21 protein-coding genes are annotated in these 19149 nt (G+C 61.2%); 14 read left to right on the top strand and 7 right to left on the bottom strand.

Annotation, left to right across the window (positions count from 1 at the left end; all coding sequences use genetic code 11):
- Positions 1-10 precede the first annotated feature (10 nt).
- On the bottom strand, positions 11-901 hold the full coding sequence (gene coxB / locus AB6803_RS20390; RefSeq protein ID WP_371110599.1) for a cytochrome c oxidase subunit II: 891 nt from the start codon (positions 899-901) through the stop codon (positions 11-13).
- A gap of 338 nt (positions 902-1239) precedes the next feature.
- On the opposite strand from coxB, the gene AB6803_RS20395 reads away from it, so the two are divergent.
- The 3 genes from AB6803_RS20395 to maiA all read left to right on the top strand — a co-directional run bounded on the left by AB6803_RS20395 (position 1240) and on the right by maiA (position 4063).
- Positions 1240-1851: an invasion associated locus B family protein gene (locus AB6803_RS20395; RefSeq protein WP_371110600.1), complete on the top strand. Its 612-nt coding sequence runs from the start codon at positions 1240-1242 to the stop codon at positions 1849-1851.
- A gap of 64 nt (positions 1852-1915) precedes the next feature.
- A complete protein-coding gene (gene tldD / locus AB6803_RS20400; protein ID WP_371110601.1) occupies positions 1916-3331 on the top strand; it encodes a metalloprotease TldD in 1416 nt (471 codons plus the stop codon).
- A gap of 99 nt (positions 3332-3430) precedes the next feature.
- A complete protein-coding gene (gene maiA, locus AB6803_RS20405; RefSeq protein WP_371110602.1) occupies positions 3431-4063 on the top strand; it encodes a maleylacetoacetate isomerase in 633 nt (210 codons plus the stop codon).
- A gap of 46 nt (positions 4064-4109) precedes the next feature.
- On the opposite strand, the gene AB6803_RS20410 is transcribed toward maiA, so the two are convergent.
- Positions 4110-4418, bottom strand: coding sequence for a pyrophosphatase (locus tag AB6803_RS20410; RefSeq protein WP_371110603.1), 309 nt, complete (start codon positions 4416-4418; stop codon positions 4110-4112).
- Positions 4419-4528: 110 nt separating this feature from the next.
- The gene (locus AB6803_RS20415; protein WP_371110604.1) at positions 4529-5824 is read right to left on the bottom strand and encodes a serine hydrolase; all 1296 of its coding nucleotides are present in this window, start codon (positions 5822-5824) and stop codon (positions 4529-4531) included.
- A gap of 228 nt (positions 5825-6052) precedes the next feature.
- Here AB6803_RS20415 and AB6803_RS20420 point away from each other — a divergent pair, with 228 nt between their 5' ends.
- Entirely contained in the window at positions 6053-7111 is a 1059-nt protein-coding gene (locus AB6803_RS20420) for a polysaccharide deacetylase family protein (protein WP_371110605.1), read from the top strand.
- Positions 7112-7116: 5 nt separating this feature from the next.
- Here AB6803_RS20420 and pdxH read toward each other — a convergent pair whose 3' ends face one another.
- Positions 7117-7737 (bottom strand): pyridoxamine 5'-phosphate oxidase, encoded by a 621-nt coding sequence (gene pdxH / locus AB6803_RS20425; protein ID WP_371110606.1) that lies wholly within the window; start codon positions 7735-7737, stop codon positions 7117-7119.
- A gap of 64 nt (positions 7738-7801) precedes the next feature.
- On the opposite strand from pdxH, the gene AB6803_RS20430 reads away from it, so the two are divergent.
- From AB6803_RS20430 to AB6803_RS20445, 4 genes are all read left to right on the top strand, one after another.
- Positions 7802-8260 carry an RT0821/Lpp0805 family surface protein gene (locus AB6803_RS20430; protein WP_371110607.1) on the top strand — a complete coding sequence of 153 codons (459 nt, stop codon included), beginning with the start codon at positions 7802-7804 and terminating at the stop codon, positions 8258-8260.
- Between the two features lie 307 nt (positions 8261-8567).
- Positions 8568-9719, top strand: coding sequence for a DnaJ C-terminal domain-containing protein (locus AB6803_RS20435; protein WP_371110842.1), 1152 nt, complete (start codon positions 8568-8570; stop codon positions 9717-9719).
- Between the two features lie 121 nt (positions 9720-9840).
- Complete coding sequence (gene fabI / locus AB6803_RS20440) at positions 9841-10659, top strand: enoyl-ACP reductase FabI (RefSeq protein WP_371110608.1); 819 nt, start codon at positions 9841-9843, stop codon at positions 10657-10659.
- 19 nt (positions 10660-10678) lie between these two features.
- Positions 10679-11275, top strand: coding sequence for a histidine phosphatase family protein (locus tag AB6803_RS20445; RefSeq protein ID WP_371110609.1), 597 nt, complete (start codon positions 10679-10681; stop codon positions 11273-11275).
- 35 nt (positions 11276-11310) lie between these two features.
- Here the strand turns inward: AB6803_RS20445 and AB6803_RS20450 are convergent, their stop codons facing one another.
- Positions 11311-11571, bottom strand: a complete 261-nt coding sequence (locus tag AB6803_RS20450; RefSeq protein ID WP_007703658.1) for a DUF1344 domain-containing protein — start codon at positions 11569-11571, stop codon at positions 11311-11313.
- A 310-nt stretch (positions 11572-11881) separates the two neighbouring features.
- On the opposite strand from AB6803_RS20450, the gene aroC reads away from it, so the two are divergent.
- Positions 11882-12979: a chorismate synthase gene (aroC, locus tag AB6803_RS20455; RefSeq protein WP_371110610.1), complete on the top strand. Its 1098-nt coding sequence runs from the start codon at positions 11882-11884 to the stop codon at positions 12977-12979.
- A gap of 10 nt (positions 12980-12989) precedes the next feature.
- Complete coding sequence (gene ribB / locus AB6803_RS20460; RefSeq protein ID WP_371110611.1) at positions 12990-14093, top strand: 3,4-dihydroxy-2-butanone-4-phosphate synthase; 1104 nt, start codon at positions 12990-12992, stop codon at positions 14091-14093.
- A gap of 300 nt (positions 14094-14393) precedes the next feature.
- Here the strand turns inward: ribB and AB6803_RS20465 are convergent, their stop codons facing one another.
- Positions 14394-15587, bottom strand: coding sequence for a winged helix-turn-helix domain-containing protein (locus AB6803_RS20465; protein ID WP_371110612.1), 1194 nt, complete (start codon positions 15585-15587; stop codon positions 14394-14396).
- Between the two features lie 108 nt (positions 15588-15695).
- On the opposite strand from AB6803_RS20465, the gene AB6803_RS20470 reads away from it, so the two are divergent.
- The 3 genes from AB6803_RS20470 to AB6803_RS20480 are packed head-to-tail and all read left to right on the top strand — an operon-like array spanning position 15696 to position 17567.
- On the top strand, positions 15696-16373 hold the full coding sequence (locus tag AB6803_RS20470; protein WP_371110613.1) for an energy-coupling factor ABC transporter ATP-binding protein: 678 nt from the start codon (positions 15696-15698) through the stop codon (positions 16371-16373).
- Positions 16373-16975 (top strand): energy-coupling factor transporter transmembrane protein EcfT, encoded by a 603-nt coding sequence (locus AB6803_RS20475; protein WP_371110614.1) that lies wholly within the window; start codon positions 16373-16375, stop codon positions 16973-16975. Before AB6803_RS20470 ends, AB6803_RS20475 begins: the two co-directional genes overlap by 1 nt.
- A gap of 28 nt (positions 16976-17003) precedes the next feature.
- Complete coding sequence (locus tag AB6803_RS20480) at positions 17004-17567, top strand: biotin transporter BioY (protein WP_371110615.1); 564 nt, start codon at positions 17004-17006, stop codon at positions 17565-17567.
- Between the two features lie 68 nt (positions 17568-17635).
- Here AB6803_RS20480 and AB6803_RS20485 read toward each other — a convergent pair whose 3' ends face one another.
- The gene (locus AB6803_RS20485) at positions 17636-18037 is read right to left on the bottom strand and encodes an acyl-CoA thioesterase (RefSeq protein ID WP_371110616.1); all 402 of its coding nucleotides are present in this window, start codon (positions 18035-18037) and stop codon (positions 17636-17638) included.
- Between the two features lie 168 nt (positions 18038-18205).
- Here AB6803_RS20485 and AB6803_RS20490 point away from each other — a divergent pair, with 168 nt between their 5' ends.
- Positions 18206-19147: a histone deacetylase family protein gene (locus tag AB6803_RS20490; RefSeq protein WP_371110617.1), complete on the top strand. Its 942-nt coding sequence runs from the start codon at positions 18206-18208 to the stop codon at positions 19145-19147.
- The last annotated feature ends 2 nt before the right edge of the window (positions 19148-19149 follow it).

The following is a 19149-nucleotide window of genomic DNA, read 5'->3' on the forward strand; positions in this document are numbered from 1 at the left end:
CTAATCCCTCTTACTTCGCAACGTTTTCGGCAACATTGACGGTAGCCGGCTGATCGACGGCGGCCATCAGGGCCTTGTTCGCCTTGCTCAGGTCACCGGCAGCGGTGGTGAGCCACTGCTGGTACTGATCCTGGGAGACGATGCGGATGGCGATCGGCATGAACGCATGGTCCTTGCCGCAGAGCTCGGAACACTGGCCGTAGAACAGGCCCTCGCGGTCAGCCTTGAACCAGGTCTCATTCAGACGACCCGGAACGGCGTCGATCTTGAGGCCGAAGGACGGCATGCCGAAGGAATGGATGACGTCTGTCGGCGCGGCGGTGACGAGAACACGCACGACCTTGTTGACGGGCAGCACCAGCTCGTTGTCGACGGCGAGAAGCCGCGGATATTTCGACTTGTCTTCCTTGCCGGCGGCGGTGCGGTCCTGCTCCTTCAAGAGGAAGGAATCGAAAGCCAGCGGGTTGTTACCGCTGTTTTCATACTCATAATTCCACTGCCACTGCGTCGCTGTCGCCTTGACGGTCACGTCGGGATTTTGCGGGAAAGTCAGCTGCGCGGTGAGAAGATCGAAAGAAGGGACAGCCAGGAAGAGAAGAACGAGGACGGGACCTACGGTCCAGATCACCTCGATCACCGTGTTGTGGCTTGTCTTCGAGGGCACCGGATTCTTGGAGGCCCGAAACTTGACCATGACGACGATCAAGAGAACGAGCACCAGCAAGGTAACCGGAACGATAAACCAAAGCGTGTATGCTTCGAACCAGCGTATTTCATGCATGTTGCCGGTTGCCGCCTCCTGCAGACCGGTTTCCCATGGTTTTGGCTGATCGGCATAGCTGCCGGTCGCAAAAAGCAGACAGACGATAGCCGTCAGAGCTGCGTAAGCCCTCTTAATCACGATGTTTCTCCCTCCAGCGTTTGATCCCAGATCAACCTCAAACGCAGTATCCCTACAGTCCTCTGCGCTTCAAACCACAGTTTGGGGCACTCCGCAACAACTCCCGACATTTGTCCGTGCGGCATTTTTGCGCGAACTATACTCCCTTGGCCCCACTAAACATGGCAAGCATTTCATCATCATACGAAAAATTGCATGAGGGTCTATCGCATCGTCGTGACAAAATAGGATAGAGGTCGTATTTCCGCCGCACTCGATTGGAATTCAGCAAGCGGGGCTTTTCATTTGCCAGGCTGGGCTTCAACAATATCGGCACTGATTCGAATCTAGAGGTTTTCATGGGTTTTCGTTCCCTCGCCCGGCTTTGGTTTGTCACCGCCAGCATCGCTGCCGCGGTTGCCGTGCCCGTTTCGGCGCAGCAGGCACAGCCGGCGCCGCAAGCCCAACAACTGCAGCCACAGCAGCAGGGCCAGCAGCCGACCCATACCCAGCAGCTTCCGACCAGCCAGGTTCCACAACCGCCGGGCACGGTGCGCTCGAGCCATGGCGCATGGTCCGTCGTCTGCGACAAGCCCGCCGGTGCCGCGACCGAGCAATGCGCGCTGATGCAGAACGTCATCGCCGAGGACCGGCCGGAAATCGGCCTCTCGGTCGTCGTGCTGAAGACCGCCGATCGCAAGTCGAAGATCCTGCGTGTGCTCGCCCCGCTCGGCGTGCTGCTGCCGAATGGCCTCGGCCTCAATATCGACGGCAAGGATATCGGCCGCGCCTATTTCGTGCGCTGCTTCTCCGACGGCTGCTATGCCGAAGTGGTGCTTGAGGACGAGCTCCTGAAGACACTGCGTAGCGGTGCCACCGCCACCTTCATCGTCTTCCAGTCGCCGGAGGAAGGTGTCGGTATTCCCGTCGACCTCAAGGGCTTTGCCGACGGCTACGACGCACTTCCGTAAATCGGTAGGGCTTGCTCTCTCTTCGCGCGACGCCTACATCCGTTCAGAACGGAGCACCTGACCCATGAATACCGATCTCCTTACCCTGTTCGATGCAGACGAAGCCAAATTGCGCACCATCGTTGCCGACGCGCTCGCCGGCGCGGACGACGGCGAACTTTTCGTCGAACATGTCCAGGCGGAATCACTGTCCTTCGACAACGGGCGGATGAAGGGCGGCAGCTTCAACACCGAGCAGGGTTTTGGCCTGCGCGCCGTCGCCGGCGAAGCGGTCGGCTATGCGCATGCGGGCGATCTCTCGGAAGCAGCGCTGAAGCGTGCCGCCGATGCCGTGCGCGCCGTTACCTCCGGCTATGCCGGCTCCTATGCCGCGGCACCGCAGCGCACCAACAAGGTGCTCTATAGCGATGAGAACCCGATCGGGGCGCCGAGCTTCGAGGAGAAAGCGAAGCTCCTGCAGCAGATCGACAGTTATCTGCGCGACAAGGACGGCAAGGTGCGTCAAGTGACGGCCTCGGTCGCCGCAAGCTGGCAGGTGGTCGACATTCTTCGCGCCGACGGGCATCGCGTCCGTGACATCAGGCCGATGACTCGTATCAACATCTCCGTCATGGTCGGCGACGGCGACCGGCAGGAATCCGGCTCCTTCGGCACCGGCGGCCGCGTCGGCTTCGGCGATTTCGTCATTGAAGAGAACTGGCGCCGTGGTGCCGATGAGGCACTGCGCCAGGCGCTCGTCAATCTCGAAGCGATCGATGCGCCGGCTGGCACAATGGATGTCGTTCTCGGCTCCGGCTGGCCGGGCGTCATGCTGCACGAAGCCGTCGGCCATGGACTGGAAGGCGATTTCAACCGCAAGAAGACCTCAGCCTTCGCTGGGCTGATGGGCCAGATGGTTGCCGCACCCGGCGTCACCGTCGTCGATGATGGTACAATCGAAAACCGCCGTGGCTCGATCACGGTCGACGACGAAGGCACGCCTTCAGCCTATAATGTGCTGATCGAAAACGGCAAGCTGGTCGGCTACATGCAGGACCGGCAGAATGCCCGCCTGATGGGCATGAAGGCAACCGGCAACGGCCGCCGCCAGGGCTACGCCAGTACGCCGATGCCGCGCATGACCAACACCTACATGCTTGGCGGCGACAAGACGCCGGACGAAATCATCGCCTCGGTGAAGAAGGGCGTCTACGCCGTTTCCTTCGGCGGTGGCCAGGTGGACATCACCTCCGGCAAATTCGTCTTCGGCTGCACCGAGGCCTATCTGATCGAAAACGGCAAGATCGGCGCGCCGATCAAGGGCGCCATGCTGATCGGCAACGGTCCGGACGCTATGAAGCGCGTCTCGATGATCGGCAACGACATGAAACTCGACACCGGCATCGGCAATTGCGGCAAGGCCGGCCAATGGGTCCCCGTCGGCGTCGGCCAGCCGCATCTCAGGATGGATCAGGTCACCGTCGGCGGGACGAAGACCTGACATCTGCCTCCGGAGATTGTCAGGAACATCGCCCTCTGAACGGGGTTGGTTCGGCCTGCGACGGTTGAAATTTCAGATGGCCGATGAGGGATTTTCCAGATGCGCTTGCTGTCACGCTGGCAGAATTCCGCGGGAGAAAGAGTGCGCATAGCACTTCACCTCAAGGGCATATCCTTCGCCTATGTTCCCGTAAGTTCGTTGGCACCGGGAGAATATGCCCGTCTCAACCCTCAGGGTCTCCTGCCTGCCCTCGACATCGATGGCCATATCATAGCCCAATCCTCGGCGATCCTCGATTATCTGGAAGAGACCTATCCTGAACCGAGCCTGCGGCCTGCCGACCCGATCGTTCGCGCGGAAGCAAGAGCTTTTGCCGCCCTCATCGCCTCCGAGATGCATTCCCTCAGCGTTCAGCGCGTGCGGCGCTTTCTGCAATCCGACATGGGGGCAGATGACGACAAGGTCGCGGCCTGGATCAATCACTGGCTGGTTCTCGGCCTCGATGCCCTGGAGGAAACTCTGCGGCGCCGGCCGGTTCAATGGCCTTTTTGCTTTGGCACCGAACCCGGCTGGGCCGATCTGCATCTGGTGCCGCAATTGAGTGCGGCCCGTCGTCTTGGTATCGATCTATCCGGCTATGGGCTGTTGTCAGCGGTGGAGGAGCGCTGCACCGAGCTTGAAGCCTTTCGTCTTGCCCGCCCGGAAGCGCAGGTCGATTTCCCACCTTCATAGGCTGCAGCGCGCCAATGGCGCTACAAGGCAAATCCGTGGCTGGAGATCATCCCTCCTCCGGCCGGAATTGCCATTTCCGCTCAACGGCGGCGGCAAGATCGAGGCCGTTGCGATGGGCGAAAAGCAGGATATGGCCGAGCACATCGGCCGTCTCATCCGCCAGCGCGGTCGCCAGCTCCTCATCCGTCATGCCCTTGCGTCGGCCGCGGCCAGTCGTCCTATTCCATATCTGGGTGAGCTCGCCCATCTCCTCCTGCAGTTTGAGCACGAACCAATCGTCGTCACGCTCGACGCCATTAGCAGTGGCGTAGTTGGCGGAGGCTTTTTCGAATTGCTGGATCAGGCCGGAAAGCATCGATATTGTTCCCTTTATGTTCCAGCCATCAATGAACGATTCTTCCCAAAATGTCGAGACGGCGGAGCTTTCGCCCCGCCGTCTCGGTAGATCCAAATTTTGATTTTCGCTCAGCCCTTGCTTGGCAGCAGCATGCAGTCGAAATCGTTTCGCTTCAGCGCGGCGCAGGCGGAGTTCGCGTCGTCACGGCTGCCGAAGCCGACGAAGCGGGCGCGATAGACCGTGTTGTTGCCCTTGCCGACGGCTTCGGTATAGGGCGAGGCATTGGCGAGCGCGTTGCCAGCCTTGGACTGGGCCGCGGAGAGCAGATCCTTGGCGGCCTGCGCGGTCGGGGTTGCGGCGATCTGCACCTGCCAGCGGCCGGCGGCCGGCTTGCCGGCATTCATGATTTCATCCATCGCCACCGGGCGGTCCATCGGCACGGTCACGTTCGGAACGGCGGCAAAGGCGAGCGGTGTCGCAGTCTGAGCCGGAGTGAACTCGGCGCGCTTGCGGGTGGTCGCCGTGGTCTGCGTGTCGACGTCAACGGCGACATCATCCGATGCCGAGGCTACCTCGACCTGCTTGACTTTGCCGCCACCGATGCTCGCCACCAGGCGCGATGTCGAGCTGGATGCGGCCTTCGGCACGTAACGATCGAGAAGCGAAGCCATCAGCGCGTCGCGGCCGCGTGCCGTCGCGCCGCCCATGACGACGCCGATGACGCGGCGATTGCCCTGGCGCACGGCGCTGACGAGATTGAAGCCGGAAGCGTTGGTATAGCCGGTCTTGATGCCGTCCATGCCCTCGTAGCGATACATCAGATTATTGTGGCCGCGAACACGCTGGCCGCGATAGGTGAAGCCCGTCTGCGAGAACAGCCGGTATTCTTGGGGATAGTTGTTGATGAGCGCGACGGCAAGCGTCGACATATCGCGGGCGGTGGTCACCTGGGCCATGCTCGGCAGGCCCGAGGGATTGGTGAACACGGTGCGGCGCATGCCAAGTTCGCGCGCCTTCTGCGTCATCATGCGGGCAAAGCCGTTCTCGCTGCCACCGAGCGCCTCACCCATGGCGGCGGCGGCATCGTTGGCCGACTTGATGATCATGCCGTCGACGGCCTCGCGCACGGTGACGGTACTGCCTGCCTTGAGGCCGAGTTTGGTCGGGCTCTTGCCGGCGGCGTTGCGCGACACCGGTATCTTGCTGTTCCAGCTCAGCTTGCCGCGATGGATCGCCTCGAAGGTCATATAGAGCGTCATCATCTTGGTCAGCGATGCCGGATGATTGAGATCATCGGCGTTGCTCGAAGCCAGCACCGCGCCGGTCTTCGCATCCATGATGAAATAGGCGCTGCCCGCAAAGCTCGCCACGGGCGCTGCCAACAGCACGACGGCCGCAGAGAGGGCCATCAGAAATTTTTTCATATTCGTCCCCAAACGAAACAAATGCCAATACACCGCGTCAACCCGTTGTGCGCTTCTGCGACAGAAACCTGATATTCGGTGCGATATTGAGGCAACACCCTCAAGAGATTCCCAATTTTGCCTTTGCTGGTAAAATAACGGTTAACATATTGAAAATATGGCGCAGATTCAGCAAGGGTTAACGGCGGTCCGATACAGCATAGGTCTTCGTCAACCGGGTCAATCCTCATGGAGCAGGCCATCAGAGACCGTCTCAAGCGCGCCGCGATCTCCGGCGGGCTGGAAACCGCCACAATTCTGAAGAGCGTCGGGCTGATGCGCGATGCCGCCGGCCTCGGCGTGATCTTCACGCTGCACCATGTCCGCCCGCCGCTGTTCCGCCGCTTCGCGCCGAACGCGCATCTGGAAATTTCGCCCGAATTCCTCGATCGTACGCTCACCCGGCTGAAACGAGACGGCTACGATTTCATCGCCCTCGATGCGCTGCCGGAGCGGATGGCACGTAAAGACGACAGGCAACCCTTCGCAGCCTTTACCCTCGACGACGGCAATCGCGACAATCTCGACCATGCGCTGCCGGTCTTTGCCCGCCACAACGCGCCCTTCACGGTCTTCGTCGCCCAGGGCCTCTCCGAGCGGACACATAGTCTCTGGTGGGAAACGCTGGCCGAGCTGCTGGACAGGCTGGACAGGCTGACATTCGATTTCGGCGCTGGCCCGGAGAGCTTCGATCTCAATAGAGGTGGCCAACGACGGGCCATATTTGCTCGCTTCGCAGCCTATGTTCATGGCCACAACGAGACGGAAGCCGTCGGCCGGATCGACGAGCTTGCGCGCCAGAACGGCGTGGAGCCGCTGGATCTCGTGCGTGCCGCAATCATGGACCGGATGGAATTGAAGCAGCTTGCCGCTCATCCGCTCGCCGCGCTCGGCGCCCATACGGTCGGCCACCGGGCGCTTGCCCGGCTGCCGGAGGCGGAAGCGGTGGCGGAGATGTCGCTGTCGGCTGATTATGTTGCCGAGATTACCGGCCGGCGGCCGGCGGCAATCGCCTATCCCTATGGCACGGCCGATGCAGCCTCACCACGCGAGGCGCGGCTTGCGGCGGAACTCGGCTTTGCGGTCGGCGTCACGACCCGGCCGGGGACGATCACGGCCGCAAACACCGCTACGGCCACCCTGCTACCCAGGCTGTCCTTGAACGGCCATTATCAGAAAGAGCGCTACGCCTCGGCGCTTGCCTCCGGCATCCCCACGCTGTTGATGGGACGCCGGGCGCCGGCATAATCCCGTCAGGGATACATTCGCACCTTTTCCCAGGCACCTTCCGGCACCTCGCGGCGGAACTCGATTCGATCGTGCAGACGGAACTGGCGATCGTGCCAGAATTCGATCGACAGCGGCCGGATGCGGAAACCGGACCAATAAGGCGGGCGCGGAATGTCGCCGAGGGCATAGCGCGCGGTGTATTCGGCAACCGCCTTTTCCAGCGCGAAACGGCCCTCGAGCGCGCGTGACTGCTTTGAGGCCCAGGCGCCGATGCGGCTGCCCCGCGCCCTCGTCTTGTAATACTCGTCGGCTTCCCTGTCGCTCACAACTTCAACCAGACCGCGCAGCCGCACCTGGCGCCGCAGCGACTTCCAGTGGAAGCACATGGCCGCTTTCTTCTGGGAAAGAATTTCTTGGCCTTTCTGGCTCTCAAAATTTGTATAGAATACGAATCCCTGACTATCGAAACCTTTCAGAAGGACCATGCGGACATTTGGCAATCCATCCTTATCAACCGTTGCCAAGGCAACCGCGTTCGGATCGTTCGGCTCAGTGGCTTCTGCTTCGCGCAGCCAGGTGGCGAAAAGCGCGAAAGGTTCATTCTGTTCGGTGAAGTCACCGCTTGTTAACTCGTTTTCCGACATATTAGCTCAAATGCTCCGCAATTCCTAAAAATCGCCAGTCCCTGATGCTGGCCAAGATACTCGGGTGGAAGTCATAACAAAGTCGACGGTTCATACAAAGCGCAAGCTTGTAAAAGGCGCGGCGATGGCGGTTGCCATTCTCTCCCTTTTCTCCCTTGGCGGCTGTGTCAGCGGCGGCATGGATATATTGAGTTCAGCCAAAGTGGACCGAAGCGTGTCCACCGGCACGGTTCCGACAGCACCCGTCACCACCGACAACATTTCCGACGAAACCACCGTGCGCAATGCCGTGACATCGGCGGACCTCCACAAGCTCAACGGACAGCCGGTGCCGTGGGCAAACGCCTCGACGGGCAGCGCCGGCGTCATCGAGACGATCGTCGAAAACAACGCCTCCGGCCAAGTCTGCCGCCAGTTCCGCACCACCCGGCATTCCTATCAGGGTATCGCCAATTTCTCCGGCAGGACCTGCCTTCTCGGCCAGGGCGAATGGCAATTGCTGAGCTTCCAGCAGGCCGGCTGACCACTTCGTTCTCCTCGTCATTCCCATCAAGCGACCCCGCCTGGACCGGTGGGCGCGATGCAATGCGCGACGGTCGGCAACGTCGTCTCGCGCCGGGGCTTAGCGAACGGCTAACCATTCCGGCAGATCGCCTGAGCGGGGCGCACCCGACGTAACAACTGATTAGCAACTGTTCCCGCAGGATCACACCACATGCGCGCCGACCCTCTTCGCGTCCGGGGACCACGGAGGGAGCGCGATCCATTCTATTGTTTCCTTTTGGGCGCCCCAACGAGACCTGGCGCCGTCCAAATTGGTGGTTGAGATGATGCGCGATCCGTACAAGCTACTTGGCGTTAAGAGGGATGCCGGACCAGACGAAATCAAGGCGGCGTGGCGCAACCTGGCGAAGGCTGTCCATCCCGACCATAATATTGGCGATCCCACCGCAACGGAGCGCTTTGCCGAAATCGGCCGTGCATACGAAACGCTGAAGGACCCGCAGAAGCGCAGCCGTTACGATCAGGTAGCGCACATGGCCGAAGCCAAGGCGCAGAGCCGCGAGCAGACCATCATGCAGCAGCGCCAGGCGGCGCGCGAAGCCGAGGAGCGCGCCAAGGCAGCGCGTGCCAACGCCGAAAAGATCATGGAAGAACTCGCCCGCGCCAATGCCCGCAAGGCACAGGCAGCGGCGACCGCCAATTCGCAAACCGTCGGCGCGAGCGAATCGCCCGAAGATATGGTCGAGCGTATTTTTGGCGTGAAGACCGCACGCGCGGCCCCGGGCCAGGCCACGGCCAACACCGGTGCCACGGAGGCGGAAAAGGTAAACAGCGCCGCGATCGACGAAGCCCTTGCCGACGAGGAGCAGCTTGCGACCGGAACCGGTTCGAGCGTCTCGCGCTCCCCGTTCGGCATACTCGGCTCGCTCGTGCGCCGCATCACCGGCGTCGTTCAGGACAAGCCGCCGGAGAAAACGCCGGAGATCGCCGCCGAGGCGACCGTTACTCTCGACGACATGCTCAAGGGACAGTGGATCACCGTTCCGCTCCTCGAAGGGCGCGAAGCACGCTTCCAGGCAACGACGGATATCAGCAACGGGCAGGTCCTGCACCTGAAGAATCAAGGGCTGAAATTGCCGGGCATGCTGCGCGGCGATGTGGCCATCACCGTCCATCTTTCCACCGACAGCCGCTTCACGCTCGATGGCTTCGACGTCCGCACGACGCTTCCGGTCACTATCGAAAATGCCGTGCTCGGTTATGAGACGGAGGTCGAGGGGTTGAATGGTCAGGTCCGGCTGACGGTTCCCGCCTGGTCCGGTTCGGATCAGGTCATCCGAATCTCCGGCGAAGGTCTTCCGGACGGACAGGGCGGAAGAGGCGACTTGGTGGTGGAACTACGCCTGATGCTTTGGGAAAAGCCGGATGACAAAGTCACCGATTTGATGCGCAGCATGCGTGAGGGCTTTTTTCTGTGAAATTTCAGTGACAAGCGCACCCTTTGTTACGATCCCTAACAGTTGATGATCTTGACGATGCTTGAACAGGGGATCGGCCTATGCCATAGGCAGGTTCAATTGTAATTCAAGGGAGCATAATATGGCTCAAGCAACTGGCCTCATGGCAGGCAAGCGCGGCGTCATTCTCGGCGTTGCAAACAACCGTTCCATAGCGTGGGGCATTGCCAAGGCCTGTTCGGACGCCGGTGCCGAAATCGCATTGACATGGCAGGGCGACGCTTTGAAGAAGCGCGTCGAGCCGCTCGCCCAGGAACTCGGCGCCGTCATGGCCGGCCATTGTGACGTCACGGAACCCGCGACGATCGATGCCGTCATCGATACGCTCGAAGCCAAATGGGGCAAGATCGATTTCGTCGTGCACGCCATCGCCTTCTCCGACAAGGACGAACTGACCGGCCGCTACGTCGATACCAGCCGCGATAACTTCGCCCGCACGATGGACATCTCGGTCTATTCCTTCACCGCCGTCGCCCAGCGCGCTGAGCGAATCATGAATGACGGCGGCTCGCTGATCACCCTCACCTATTATGGTGCGGAAAAGGTTATGCCGCATTATAACGTCATGGGTGTTGCCAAGGCCGCTCTCGAAGCAAGCGTTCGCTATCTCGCCGTCGATCTCGGCGGCCGCGGCATTCGCGTCAATGCGATTTCGGCCGGCCCGATCAAGACGCTGGCCGCTTCCGGCATCGGCGATTTCCGCTATATCCTGAAGTGGAACGAATACAACGCGCCGCTGAAGCGCGGCGTTACGATCGATGAGGTTGGCAATTCCGCACTTTACCTGCTCTCCGATCTTTCCACCGCCGTCACCGGCGAAATCCATCATGTCGATTCCGGTTATCACACCGTCGGCATGAAGGCTGTGGACGCGCCCGACATGTCGGTCCTCAAGGACTGATCAACAGGAAGTCTGAACCGTGCCGCCCACCATCTATGTGATCCGACACGGTCAGACCGACTGGAATGCCGAGCGCCGGCTGCAAGGCCAGAAGGACATCGACCTCAACGCCATCGGTCGCGCGCAGGCGCGGCAGAATGGCATTGAGCTGGCCGAGATCCTCGCCTTCGAAAACCAGCCCTTCGACTTCGTTGCCAGCCCAATGCGGCGCACGCGCGAGACCATGGAGATCGCGCGGGAAGCCATGGGCTTGCCGCCCAAGGATTATGGCACCGACGAGCGGCTGGTCGAAGTCTCCTTCGGGGCTTGGGAGGGCTTTACCATTAAGGAATTAAAGGCGACCGAAGCGGTGCGCCTTGCCGAACGCAATGCCGGCAAATGGGATTTCATTCCGCCCGGCGAGGATGCGGAGAGCTACGAGATCCTCTCCTGGCGCGTCGGCTCGTGGCTGGCGTCCGTCGACAAGCCGACCGTCTGCGTCACCCATGGCGGCGTCATCCGTTCGCTATTCCGGCTGGTCGGTGATGTCTCGAAAGAGGATGCCTCGGAGGCGGAGATCCCGCAGGACCGCATCCTGAAAATCGATCCGCAGATGAAGATCATCGGCTGGATCTAGGAGCAGCCGCGTGTTCGGCTAGCGGCTGTCAATTCTCACTGAACGATATCGAGATCGTTGATGACGCGCTTGCCGTCGACTTCGGTGTAAAAAACGTCGACCTTGACGCCGGGTTTCAGGCCGCTGAAATCGAAATCCTCCGGCGCCTGATAGTTCTTGCCGTCATCCAGCGTAATGCTGAAATTCTTCGCGTCGACCTTCTTGATCGTGGACTGGACGTCGGCGCTTTCGGCAAAGCCGGCGACAGGGGCAAGAAAACTTGCCGTGGCCAGGAGCGTCGCAACAAAGAAGCGCATGGGAGGGACCCTTTTATTCCATTTCGGTGCCAATTTTTGATCTGACGTAGATAATACATTGAATATGGCAGAAGTTGCCCGCAACAATGGCTTTCGCGGCCCAATTGATGAACATATCATCACAATCCACAGCATAGCCTGATCTTTGTTTACCATATCAGGTGCTTGGCGGACTTTCACCTTGCCCGTCCCTACGCCGCTAATGTGGAAAGAAAGATTTGCCTCGGCGACTTTTTGGCCTATGAGTGTGCCGCAATTCCAAAAGACAAGACGCGACCCGCCGCCGGGCCGCCGCAATCCGGTTGTTCCCATGTCGCATAATAGTTTCGGTCACCTCTTCCGCGTCACCACCTGGGGTGAAAGCCACGGGCCGGCACTCGGCTGCGTCGTCGATGGCTGCCCTCCCGGCCTACGCTTCAAGCTGGAAGACATCCAGACCTGGCTCGACAAGCGCAAGCCCGGCCAGTCGCGGTTCGTGACGCAGCGGCGCGAGGACGATCTCGTCAAGGTGCTCTCCGGCGTGATGCTGGACGAGGACGGCGAGACGATGATTTCGACCGGCACCCCGATCTCGATGCTGATCGAAAATACCGACCAGCGTTCCAAGGACTACGGCGAGATCGCTCGCAGCTATCGCCCCGGCCATGCCGACTATACCTACGACGTCAAATACGGCATCCGCGACTATCGCGGTGGCGGCCGCTCCTCTGCCCGCGAGACCGCGGCGCGCGTTGCCGCTGGCGGTATTGCCCGCCTCGTCGTTCCCGGTGTCACCGTGCGTGGCGCACTGGTGCAGATCGGTAAGCACAAGATCAACCGCGCCAACTGGGATTGGGCGCAGGTCGACCAGAACCCATTCTTCGCCCCCGATCCGGCGATCGTACCGGTGTGGGAAGAATATCTCGACGGTATCCGCAAGTCCGGCTCCTCGATCGGCGCGGTGGTCGAGGTTATCGCCGAGGGCGTGCCCGCCGGCCTCGGCGCACCGATCTATGCCAAGCTCGACCAGGACATCGCCTCACTGCTGATGTCGATCAATGCGGTCAAGGGCGTGGAGATCGGGGAAGGCTTTGCATCCGCCGAACTGACCGGCGAGGAAAATGCCGACGAGATGCGGATGGGCAATGACGGCAACCGCATCTTCCTGTCCAACCATGCCGGCGGCATTCTGGGCGGCATTTCCACCGGCGAACCCATCGTCGCCCGCTTCGCCATCAAGCCGACCTCCTCGATCCTGACCGAGCGCCAGTCGATCGACGCCGACGGCAAGAATGTCGATATCCGCACCAAGGGCCGCCATGACCCCTGCGTCGGCATCCGCGCCGTGCCGATCGGCGAAGCGATGGTTGCATGCGCCATTGCCGATCATTACCTCAGAGACCGTGGCCAGACAGGCCGGCTGAAATAAGGACTTTCTCATGCCTTACGACCAGAAGCGTGTTGTCGATGCTATTCGGGCTTTCGAAGCCGGCGAAATCGTCGTCGTCATGGATGACAATGACCGCGAAAACGAAGGCGACCTGATCGTTGCCGCCGTTCATTGCACGCCCGAAAAAATGGCTTTCATCGTCCGCCACACCTCTGGCATCGTCTGCACGCCGATGCCGCGCGAGGAGGCCAAGCGCCTGAACCTCAATGCCATGGTGGCGGAAAACGATTCGGCGCATACGACCGCCTTCACCGTCTCCGTCGACTTCAAGCACGGCACGTCCACCGGCATTTCCGCCGACGACCGGACGCTGACGGTGCGCAATCTCGCCAATCCGAATGTCGGCCCGACCGATTTCGTTCGTCCCGGCCATATCTTCCCGCTGATCGCCCGCGAAGGCGGCGTGCTGATGCGCTCGGGCCATACGGAAGCGGCGGTCGACCTCTGCAGGCTCGCCAATCTGCCGCCGATCGGCGTTATCAGCGAGCTCGTCAACGACGACGGCACGGTGACGCGCGGCCCGCAGGTGGTCGAATTCGCCGAACAGCACGGGCTGAAGCTCGTCTCGGTCGCCGATCTCATCGCCTATCGCCAGCGCAAGGAAACGCTGATCGAGCTCGGCACCAGCTTCGACATCGACACGCCGTTCGGCAAGGCGCGCGCGCATACCTATTCGCTGCCATGGGACACGATGCAGCACCTCGCCGTCGTCTTCGGTGACATCCGCGACGGCATCGACATTCCGGTGCGCCTACATCCGGAAAGCGTCGCCGAAGACCTGTTCGGCAAGCGCCGCCCGGTCGATTTCTACATGAAGAAGATCGCCGACGAAGGCCGCGGGATCATCGTCTATCTGCGCGAAGGCTCCGTCGGCGTCGGCCACTTCGACAATGGCCGCAAAGCACGCCAGGCCGAGCGCGAAAGCCATGCCGAGGCGCAGGCCCGCGACAGTGAATGGCTGGAAATCGGCCTCGGCGCACAGATCCTCAAAGATCTCGGTGTCAGCTCAATCAAGCTGCTCACCAGCCGCGAACGGCACTATGTCGGCCTTGAAGGGTTTGGCATCAAGATCGCCACGACGGAGATTTGCTGAGAGATTTATCTCGCCCCTGGCGGGCGAGAAAGTAAAAACTTGGGCTTAGATGAGGGCTTGTCCCTCGTCTAAGTCTTAGTTTTTACAAGAGAGGGGGTAGGCAAGGACGCACCCAATCTCTGAGGGACATGATCAAGAAACGGACCCCCGCTCTTGCAATTTCAATGGCTTAGAAATTGCGCTAAGGTTTAAGACAAGCTGAACCTCCGGTGTCGCAATTCCTAAACCAGTGAAATTGCTTTCTCGCCCGCCAAGGGCGAGATAGGGCTCCACATGCCCCGCGCCTTCTGCAGTTAAAAGTTAGCTTCCTCGCCATCCCTCCAGAAACACCACCTTCTCGACCCCGGCAAAGCGCGCAACACGCTCCAGCTCTGCCTCCAGCTTCTCCAGCCTTCCTGCGGACGCCTTGACGCCCGGCTCCAGCCACAGGCGCTTGACGTCCAAAGTCCCCGCCTTGCGGTCGGCCTTCATGTCGATCCGTCCGATCAGACGGTCTCCTTCCAGCAGCGGAAAGACGTAGTAGCCATATTCGCGCTTTGGCTCCGGCACGAAGATTTCGATGCGGTAGAAGAAGCCGAAGAGGCGTTCGGTTCGGTTGCGGTCGCGCAGCGTCGGATCGAAGGGGCTGAGGACGCGGATGCGGGCCGGCGCTTCGGGGAAACTGTCGAGTGTGGTCTGGAAATCGGCGAAGGCGAAGGAAGGGCGTGGCTTGCCCCCGCCCGCAGGCTCGATCAGCATTTCCGTGAGTTCATCACGATGCGCTTCCACCCAGGCCTTCGCCTCCTGCGGCGTCACCAGGTTCCAGAAGGCGGCTATTTCGCCTGAAGTTGCGAAGCCCAGACGCTGCAACGCGCCGCGGCAGGCCCAGTCGACGAATTCGTCATGGCCGACCTCCGGCGTATGGACATGATCCGGCAGGACGCGCTCGACCAGATCGTAGACCTTCTGGAAGTTGGTGCGGCCGGCGATGGCGAATTTGCCGGTGCGCCAAAAATATTCGAGCGCCGTCTTATTCGGATGCCAGTTCCACCAGCCGCCGGAAACATGGTTCTCCGCCTTGATCTCGCGGGCCATGATGGCGCCGTTTTTCAGCACGCGCTCATAGGTCTCCTCGAAGGCGGACTCGAACCCCTCGCCGCGCCACTTGCGCCAGCGCTCGACCAGCGCCAATTCCTCGCGACGGAACCGGTGTTTCCAATAGACGAAGAAGGCGCTCGGCACGATCGAGGCATCGTGCGTCCAGTGTTCGAACAGCGCGCCGTCCTTTTCGAGCAGCTCGGTCAGATGTTCACGCCGGTAAGTCTGATTGCGCGAAAACAGGATCTGATGATGGGCGCGCTCGACCGTCCCGATGCTGTCGACCTGCACAAAGCCGATGTCGTGGATCAGTTGCAGCAGCCCCGCCTTGGTCAAGGCGCGGTTCGGCGGATTTGAAAGCCCCTGCTTGGCAAGGAAGACCCGACGGGCGTCGCGGTTTGAAAGCAGATTCGTCATGAGGAGATCATAGGCATAAATTCCCATGCTTTCAAATGGGCACTGATTTGATAATTCGCCATGATGGGCTATAGGACCGCAACACCGCCACGGAATGGGACCAGCCGCTTGGATATCCGCTTCGACAATGCCGGCGTCGATTTCGGCACACGGCCCGCACTTCTGCCGCTCAGCCTGACGCTCAACGAGCGGCGCATCGGTGTGATCGGGCTCAATGGTTCCGGCAAGACGACATTCGCGCGGCTGATCAACGGGCTGACCAAGCCGACCACCGGCCATGTCACCGTCGATGGCCTCGACACGCTCAGTGACGCGAAAGCCGTGCTCGGCAAGGTCGGGTATATCTTCCAGTCACCGCAGAACCAGATCATACTGCCGATCATCCGCGACGACATCGCCTTCGGTCTCAAGGCGCGCGGGCTTGGGAAAGCCGAAATCGAGGCGGCGGTCGACGGTATTCTCGACCGATTCGGCGTGCGGCATCTGGCAGAGCGGCGAGCGCACGAACTTTCGGGCGGCGAGCTGCAGATGGCCGCCCTCTGCTCCGTGCTCGTCACCGGGCCAGATATCCTCATCCTCGACGAGCCGACCAACCAGCTCGACCTGAAAAACCGGGCGCTGGTGCAGAAAACCATCGCCAGCCTGCCGGAAAGCGTCATCGTCATCAGCCATGACCTGCCGTTGATCGAGGATTTCGACCGCGTGCTGCTATTCGATCAAGGTCGCCTTGTCGCCGACGCGCCGCCTGCCGAAGCCATCACCCGATACAGGGAGCTGGCCGCCTGATGCAGACGCTGCATGTCGATGCCGACACATGGATGCACCGGATATCGCCGCGTCTGAAGCTTGGCATATTGGCGGTGCTCGGCATCGTCCTGTTCCTGATCGATTCCATCGCGCCGCTCGTCATCGCCGTCGCCATCGGCGCCGCCCTCTACTTCCGCACCGGCCTGCCGGCGGCCGAAGCGTTGAGACGGCTGCGGCCGGTCCTTCTCTCCATTGCCATCGTGGCGCTGTTCGGCCTGATCTTCAATCCGCTCCATGTCGCTGTTGTCACCGTGCTGCGACTGGTCGCACTGGTGCTTTTCGCGGCGACGGTGACAGCGACGACCTCGATCGCGGCTTTCATGGACGAGATCACGGCGCTCGCAGCTCCCCTGGAAAGGCTAGGCCTGTTGAAGGCCGCCGATATCGGCCTTGCGGTCGGCCTCGTCGTCCGTTTCGTGCCTGAAATTCTCGACCGCTACCGCGCCATCCGCGAGGCGCATGAGGCGCGCGGGATCAGGATCCGCATCGCCACGACGCTCGTGCCGCTGATCATCCTGACGCTGCGCGATGCCGATAATATCGCGGCTGCGATTGACGCCCGCGGCATTCGGCGGCATTGAACAGAGATTGTTTTTGAATGGAGCCGTCATGACGACCCGCGACCTCGTTCTCTCCGCACTTTTTGCCGCCATCATCGTGGCACTCGGCCTGCTGCCGCCGATCCCGATCGGCATCATTCCTGTGCCGATCACCGCACAGTCGCTTGGCGTCATGCTGGCCGGCGTGGTGCTCGGCGCGAAACGCGGTGCGATTGCGGTGCTGATCGTCGTGGTGCTGGTCTCGATCGGCCTGCCGGTGCTGTCGGGCGGGCGCGGCGGACTTTCCGTCTTCGCGGGGCCGACGGCCGGCTTCTTCGTCGGCTGGGCCTTTGCCGCCTACACCACCGGCTATTTCTCCGAACGCCTGGTCAAGGCCGAGCAGACCGGCATCGCCCAGGGCATCGGCTTCTTCATCGCCTCGGTGATCGGTGGGGTTGTCGTTCTCTATGCCTTCGGCATCGGTTGGCTAGCCCTCGTGGCCAATATCGACTTCGGCAAGGCATTCTTCGGGTCGATGGCTTTCGTACCCGGCGATATCGTCAAGGCAGCGGTCGCCGCTCTCGTCGGCCGCGCCGTCATGGCCGGTTATCCGCTGCTGCCGCAGCGGACCTGATCACTCTATTTCTTTGTTTTTACGCAATTCCGGACGGAAAACCGCAGCACACTTTTCCTGGAATTGCTCTAGTCGAGATATTTATAGAGCCAGTCGCGGATGTCTTCGGGCAGCGGCACTGGCTCTTGCTCCTCGCCGCGCACAGCGAGCCAGAAGATCTCCACCTCGGCCGCCAGTTCGTTGCCGATTTCAACCGTGACAACGAAGCCGATGGACTTGCCGCCGATCTTGCTGACCCGGATCGAGAATCGAGCAAGATCGTCATGGCGCAGCGCCCGATGCAACGAGCAGGACGCCTTGGTGGCGATATAGGCCGGCTCGTCGTCGACCAGCGGCCGGGTTCGCCAGAAATTCGACAGGGCCGTTTCCGCCTGCGAGATGTAGGATGCGATGAACATCCGCCCATGCCTGTCGACATCGCGGGGCGCTACCCGCATCTCGACGACATCGGATCGTTCTGCACTTGTCATCACGAAAAGACCTTGGCCGGCGCTCCCCGCGCCTCTTTGAAAGTTTAACACTGCGCCCCCGGAAGTAAACGGCGCGCGCCCTTCCCTCGTTACCGGTAATTGTTGACATTGCGGTGATACCGCCCATGTCCTGTAGCAGCCGTCATATCTCCTCTATAGATTGGTTTCATGAGCACACGTCTTTACGAACATCCGATCTTTCTCGAGCACATCGTCCCACCGGGCCATCCGGAGCGGCCGGACCGGCTGCGGTCGCTGAATATCGCGCTCGAGCATCCGAATTTCGAGCGGCTGGACCGGCGCAAGGCGCCGCTCGCGCATGAGGACATGGTGCTGCTCGCCCATCCCGAGGAGCATTTGGATTTCGTCCTGCGCTCGATCCCCGACAAGGGCGACGACGGCGAGATCAACCAGATCGAAGCCGACACCTATGCCAGCCCGAAGACGTTGCAGGCGATCCTGCATGGCGTCGGCGCCGCGACGGCGGCGGTAGACGACGTGTTCTCAGGCGCGGCCGACAATGTCTTCGTCGCGGCCCGCCCACCGGGCCACCATGCCGAGAAGAACAAGGCCATGGGCTTCTGCTTCTTCAACAATGCCGCGATCGCTGCTCGCCATGCCCAGAAGACTTATGGGGCCGAGCGCGTCGCCATCGTCGACTGGGATGTACATCACGGCAACGGCACGCAGGACATCTTCTGGGACGATCCGTCCGTACTCTTCTGTTCCACCCACCAGATGCCGCTCTATCCGGGCACCGGCAAGAAGGATGAGCGCGGGGCGCATAACACCATCGTCAACGCGCCGCTCTCGCCCAACACCGGCGGCGATCATTTCCGCGAGGCGTTCAAATCGCGCGTGCTGCCGGCGCTCGATGATTTTCGTCCCGACCTCATCATCATCTCCGCCGGTTTCGACGCTCATCACCGCGATCCGCTGGCGCAACTGAACCTCACCGGCGAGGATTTCGACTGGGCGACCGGGCGGATTCTGGAGGCCGCCGACCGCAGTGCCAAGAACCGGGTCGTCAGCCTGCTCGAAGGCGGCTATGATCTGGAAGGTCTGGCCGAATCGGCCGGGCTGCATATTCTGCGCATGATGAAGGGTTGACG

Origin of the sequence: Rhizobium sp. RCC_161_2, from assembly GCF_041355235.1 — a bacterium.
Lineage (GTDB): Bacteria > Pseudomonadota > Alphaproteobacteria > Rhizobiales > Rhizobiaceae > Rhizobium.

What these genes read in the sequence shown, in the direction of transcription:
- AB6803_RS20395 (WP_371110600.1), top strand. Translation starts at nt 1,240, where the DNA reads ATGGGTTTTCGTTCCCTCGCCCGGCTTTGGTTTGTCACCGCCAGCATC.
- tldD (WP_371110601.1), top strand. Translation starts at nt 1,916, where the DNA reads ATGAATACCGATCTCCTTACCCTGTTCGATGCAGACGAAGCCAAATTG.
- maiA (WP_371110602.1), top strand. Translation starts at nt 3,431, where the DNA reads ATGCGCTTGCTGTCACGCTGGCAGAATTCCGCGGGAGAAAGAGTGCGC.
- AB6803_RS20410 (WP_371110603.1), bottom strand. Translation starts at nt 4,418, where the DNA reads ATGCTTTCCGGCCTGATCCAGCAATTCGAAAAAGCCTCCGCCAACTAC.
- AB6803_RS20415 (WP_371110604.1), bottom strand. Translation starts at nt 5,824, where the DNA reads ATGAAAAAATTTCTGATGGCCCTCTCTGCGGCCGTCGTGCTGTTGGCA.
- AB6803_RS20420 (WP_371110605.1), top strand. Translation starts at nt 6,053, where the DNA reads ATGGAGCAGGCCATCAGAGACCGTCTCAAGCGCGCCGCGATCTCCGGC.
- pdxH (WP_371110606.1), bottom strand. Translation starts at nt 7,737, where the DNA reads ATGTCGGAAAACGAGTTAACAAGCGGTGACTTCACCGAACAGAATGAA.
- AB6803_RS20435 (WP_371110842.1), top strand. Translation starts at nt 8,568, where the DNA reads ATGCGCGATCCGTACAAGCTACTTGGCGTTAAGAGGGATGCCGGACCA.
- fabI (WP_371110608.1), top strand. Translation starts at nt 9,841, where the DNA reads ATGGCTCAAGCAACTGGCCTCATGGCAGGCAAGCGCGGCGTCATTCTC.
- AB6803_RS20450 (WP_007703658.1), bottom strand. Translation starts at nt 11,571, where the DNA reads ATGCGCTTCTTTGTTGCGACGCTCCTGGCCACGGCAAGTTTTCTTGCC.
- aroC (WP_371110610.1), top strand. Translation starts at nt 11,882, where the DNA reads ATGTCGCATAATAGTTTCGGTCACCTCTTCCGCGTCACCACCTGGGGT.
- ribB (WP_371110611.1), top strand. Translation starts at nt 12,990, where the DNA reads ATGCCTTACGACCAGAAGCGTGTTGTCGATGCTATTCGGGCTTTCGAA.
- AB6803_RS20465 (WP_371110612.1), bottom strand. Translation starts at nt 15,587, where the DNA reads ATGACGAATCTGCTTTCAAACCGCGACGCCCGTCGGGTCTTCCTTGCC.
- AB6803_RS20475 (WP_371110614.1), top strand. Translation starts at nt 16,373, where the DNA reads ATGCAGACGCTGCATGTCGATGCCGACACATGGATGCACCGGATATCG.
- AB6803_RS20480 (WP_371110615.1), top strand. Translation starts at nt 17,004, where the DNA reads ATGACGACCCGCGACCTCGTTCTCTCCGCACTTTTTGCCGCCATCATC.
- AB6803_RS20485 (WP_371110616.1), bottom strand. Translation starts at nt 18,037, where the DNA reads ATGACAAGTGCAGAACGATCCGATGTCGTCGAGATGCGGGTAGCGCCC.
- AB6803_RS20490 (WP_371110617.1), top strand. Translation starts at nt 18,206, where the DNA reads ATGAGCACACGTCTTTACGAACATCCGATCTTTCTCGAGCACATCGTC.